This window comes from Candidatus Poribacteria bacterium, assembly GCA_021295755.1.
Classification (GTDB): domain Bacteria; phylum Poribacteria; class WGA-4E; order WGA-4E; family PCPOR2b; genus PCPOR2b.
In genome coordinates, this window is the sequence record JAGWBT010000066.1 from 10,046 (window position 1) to 14,573 (window position 4,528).

General features: G+C 48.4%; 4 protein-coding genes. All 4 read right to left on the minus strand.

Features of this window, described 5'->3' with window-relative positions; all coding sequences use genetic code 11:
* Positions 1 to 397 precede the first annotated feature (397 nt).
* The 4 genes from J4G02_11095 to J4G02_11110 all read right to left on the minus strand — a co-directional run bounded on the left by J4G02_11095 (position 398) and on the right by J4G02_11110 (position 4,361).
* Positions 398 to 1,414, minus strand: a complete 1,017-nt coding sequence (locus J4G02_11095; protein ID MCE2395122.1) for an ABC transporter ATP-binding protein — start codon at positions 1,412 to 1,414, stop codon at positions 398 to 400.
* 272 nt (positions 1,415 to 1,686) lie between these two features.
* Positions 1,687 to 2,865, minus strand: a complete 1,179-nt coding sequence (locus tag J4G02_11100; GenBank protein ID MCE2395123.1) for an ABC transporter permease — start codon at positions 2,863 to 2,865, stop codon at positions 1,687 to 1,689.
* A 143-nt stretch (positions 2,866 to 3,008) separates the two neighbouring features.
* On the minus strand, positions 3,009 to 4,007 hold the full coding sequence (locus J4G02_11105; GenBank protein ID MCE2395124.1) for an ABC transporter permease: 999 nt from the start codon (positions 4,005 to 4,007) through the stop codon (positions 3,009 to 3,011).
* Positions 4,008 to 4,079: 72 nt separating this feature from the next.
* The gene (locus J4G02_11110; GenBank protein ID MCE2395125.1) at positions 4,080 to 4,361 is read right to left on the minus strand and encodes a hypothetical protein; all 282 of its coding nucleotides are present in this window, start codon (positions 4,359 to 4,361) and stop codon (positions 4,080 to 4,082) included.
* Positions 4,362 to 4,528 lie beyond the last annotated feature (167 nt).

The window sequence follows — 4,528 nt, forward strand, 5'->3', positions numbered from 1 at the left end:
CAACGCAAAACCGTGCTAAAGCAATCTGTATCCAAAGCACAAATGCTTGGGCTTTAGACCTAAAGGATTTTTTGGTAAACGGCTAATCATTTTTTTGAGGCTGGCGCGAGAGTATTTCTGGTTGGGGTAGGGTTGACGTTTCTCTACTTTTTCTAACCGTTTCTCTAGCTCTCTAGTTGCTCTTTGATTATTTTGTGTTCTTGGTTGCTTTGAATCATAGTTGTACCTCCACGATTCCCTTGCGTCGGCCATCAAGCACCTGTAGGTCGAGATTCACATCTCGACACTAAACCGTCGATTTTGGAAAATCGACCTACAGAATTCGGAATCATATCAAGTGCGTCAAGAGTTGTTCAGGTTGTCAAACGTTAGCCTCCTCCAGCAACTTGGATTAAATTTACTCGTTACCGTAGAGATAACAAGCAACAAAGTGGTTGGGTTCTGTCTCAATGATTGGGACCGGTTTCGGTGCGTCGCAGATACCGGGCATGAACTCGGAGCAGCGGGAGGCGAAAACACAGCCCGGCGGCAGGTCCCTAGGGCTGGGAACAACGCCCGGAATCGGCACGAGTTTTTCGAGGGGACCGTCCACGCTGGGGATAGATCGCCACAGTCCTTGGGTGTAAGGGTGTAGCGGATTATCAAAAATTGCATCGGTTGTGCCAAACTCAACCCGTTTGCCAAGATACATGACCGCAATGTCATCTGCCATCTCCGAAACAACCGCCAGATTGTGCGAGATGAGCATGATTGCCATCCCTGTTTGTGCTTGCAGATCGGTCAGGAGTTCCAGAATCTGTGCTTCGATTGTGACATCGAGCGAGGTTGTCGGTTCATCGGCAATCAGGAGCATGGGCGAGCAACAGAGTGCCATGGCAATCATAGCGCGTTGGCGCATGCCGCCGCTAAACTCATGAGGATAGGCGTCAATACGTTGTTCTGGATTGGGAATACCCACTTGACGTAACAGGTCAATTGCTTGATCGCTTGCCTCGCTCTTGTCGGCTGCCTTCTTATGGATTAGAATTGTCTCCGTAATTTGTTCGCCAATCGTATGCAGGGGACCAAATGAGGTCATCGGTTCTTGGAAGATCATGCCGATGTCGTCTCCCCGGATATTTCGCATCGCTTCTTCTGTAGGTTTGAGTTTAGTGAGATCAATGACCTCGCCGTCTCGGTACAGCAGGATTTCACCATCAACAATCTTGCCGGGCGGAGACGGGATAAGCCTCAGAATCGAATGGGCTGTGACTGACTTACCGCAACCGCTCTCGCCGATTACCCCCAAAGTTTTGCCGCGCGAAATCGTCAAATCCACTCCATCAACTGCGCGGATTGTTCCCGTGTCGAGGGTGAAGTGGGTTTTCAGGTTTTTAATTTCCAGAATGAGATCTTCAGTGTTGTCTTCAGGCATAGGTATTATAGTAGATTTTAGAATTATTTAGACACTCCAAACCGGCGCAGTTGGAAACAGCGCCTACCAAACATGGGGAGCGAAAGTGTCTATTTATTTTTAGAATTCACATGTCGCCCCGCTGGGGCTTTCGGGTATTTGTTTATCTATGTACTATAGACATGTCGCCCCGCTGAGGCTAAATGAACCGCTGAACCCATGATTTTTACGTTTCACGCATCACGTTTCAGGTTATCAACAGCTGCAAACTAGCACCATTGGTTATAAATTTGTTATCTCGACGAAGCATAGGGGTCGGCTGCATCGCGTAATCCATCGCCGACGAAATTGAACATGAGAATGGCTCCGACAACAAAGAGTGCTGGGATAAGCATCCAAGGGAAGTTAGCGAGGACGTTTACATCCTGCGCTTCTTGCAGTAGGGTGCCCCAGCTTACCGCCGGCGGTCGGATGCCAAGCCCCAGGAAGCTGAGTGCCGTTTCACCCAAGATCATACCGGGTATCGCCAAGGTCATGTGAACAATCAGATAGCTGCTGAAGGCGGGTAGCAGATGTTTGAAGATGATGCGTTTATCGCTTGCCCCAGCAGCTCTGGCTGCTAGCGCGAACTCTTCTTCACGCAAGCTGATAATTCTGCCTCGGACCACACGTGCCAGTCCTGTCCAGCCTCGAATCGATAGAATCAAGGTAATTGCAAAATAGATGTTGATTGTTCCCCAATCGCGGGGAAGTGCAGCGGACAGGGCGATCCAGATCGGGATGTCGGGGACGCTGATCAACACCTCGATGACCCGTTGGATGGCTTCATCGATCACGCCGCCGTAATAGCCGGAGATGCCCCCCAAGATACTGCCCAAAATAAAGGCTACTAGCACACCACCAAAACCGATAAACAGGGAGATGCGTCCGGCGAAGAGGATTCTGGAGAAAACATCTCGACCCAATCGATCTGATCCAAATAGTAGGAGTGGGACTTCTCGGTTTTCAAGACCGAAAAATTTGTGCTGCATAGGGATAAACCCCAACAGTTTATACGGTTCTGTCTTTACAAAGAAGCGAATGGGATGTGGCTTTGACCGATCTTTTGAATATTCATACTTAAAGGTGGTAGTGTTTAGATTTCTTTTGACTTCATAGATGTGAAGAAGGCTTAATTTTCCGTCTGTGTTGATAAGGTGAATGCTAGTTGGTGGAGCGTCATTGAAATCCTTAAATCGCTCAAGGGGACCAAAAGGGGCAAAGAAGTCAGCAAAAATTGAAACAAAGTAGAGTATCGCTAGAACGACAAGTGAGATATGGGCGAGTGTATGCTTTTTGAAAGCGTGCCAGACCAATTTGCGTTGCGAGGCGTAGTATAGGCTTTCCTGTAGCCGACGCGCACGGGCTTCTCTCCATCCGACGTAACCGGAGGTGATTCTTGAAAAGAATGAGTGGATTGGTGTTTGGTTCATTGGTATATTAGTTCATTGGTTCATTGGTTCATTGAATTGGTGAACACTTGTCTGGATTAGATTTGAGGCGATGGCTCATATTAAGAAATGGTGCAACAGAAACCGAGTTTTGAAGAAAAAACTCGGTTTCTCTTATGGTTTGTTTAAGTGCGAATTCTTTCGAAGCGAATGCGCGGATCCACCCATGCGAGCAGGATATCTGAAAGCAGTGTGCCCACAACTGTGAGGCTGCTTAAGATCATCACGATGCTGCCGACCAGAAACATATCCTCCCCCAAAGCCGCTGATAGGAGTACGGGCCCCAGCGTTTCCAAGCCCAAGGTTTGAGAGACAATGATCTCGCCGCTGACGATAAACGGCAGCGTCCAGCCGATGGTGCTGATGAGCGGATTAATCGCGACCCGTACCGGATATTTCATAATCAACCTTCGCTCTGGTAATCCTTTTGCCCGTGCGGTAGTAACGTACTGTTTGTTTTTTTCGTCGAGCAGGGTAGCGCGCAGGATGCGGATCAGCGATGCGGTGCCTGCACTGGCGATGACCACGATTGGGAGCCAAATATTCCCTAGCAGATCGACGAACTTGTCAATTGACCAAGGTGCGCCTTTGTACTCAATGGAAAACAGACCTGTGATCGCTCTGCCGGTGCCAGCAAACACCCAATATCCGATTGCCAATGCCAATAGGAAGTTGGGTAAAGCGAGCCCGACAAAGCCGATGACAGTGGCAACGTAATCTCCCACCGAATACTGTCTCAGCGCAGAGTAAACGCCGATGGGGATAGCTATTAGCCAAGTGACTATCAAAGAGGCTAAGGCTATCGTTGCAGACATGGGCAGCCGTTCCATGATGATGTCTTTCACCGGGCGTTGGTAGATGAAGGATCGCCCCATTTCACCTTTGAATAGAAAGTTGCTCATCCACAGGATGTACTGCAGCACAGCGGGTTGGTCTAGTCCGTACTGTTTATAGATTGCCTCGATTTGCCCCTGATCCATTATGAATCCTGTGCGTTCGAGATTTTGGACGTAGGTCTCCACATAGCTTCCGGGCGGCAGCAAGATCGTGGCAAAGGAGATAACGGAGATCAGAAAAAGAAGGGGGATGATCAGTATCAGCCGGCGTATGATAAACGCTCGCATAAGTCAGTCTGGTATCCTTGCTAAAAAGGGTAAATAAGCAGATCTACATCCGTTACCACAGTCTCTAGTGGATTAGTTGGCAGCGTCACTGATTTGATGTTTTGGTTGAGATGCAGTGGGTGTGACCTCTCGGATTGCATCCCAATCAATGACGGCAACCCACAGATTTTCTTCTTTGGAGTATTGGACGACTCCATCGACTTCTAGCTCTTCACTGTAGAGGACAAGTGATTGCCCGTCTCGCAAGGAGATTTTCTGACATGCGAGATCTTCTACTGTACCGACACAGTTCAAACGTAGTCTGCCTTTCGGGTCGGCGTTATGAAAGTCAGCAAAGACTCTTGGTCTATTCATTATCCGGAATGTTCCCTGATAAGAAAAAGTCTGCTAAGTTTGAACATAGGACGTTCTTAGGCTACTCTGGATTATCTAATACCGTTTCTATGGTAGATTTTAGAATTACATAGACACTCCTAATGCACAGCCAACCCCCTAAATCCCCAACTCCCCTGACAAGGGGA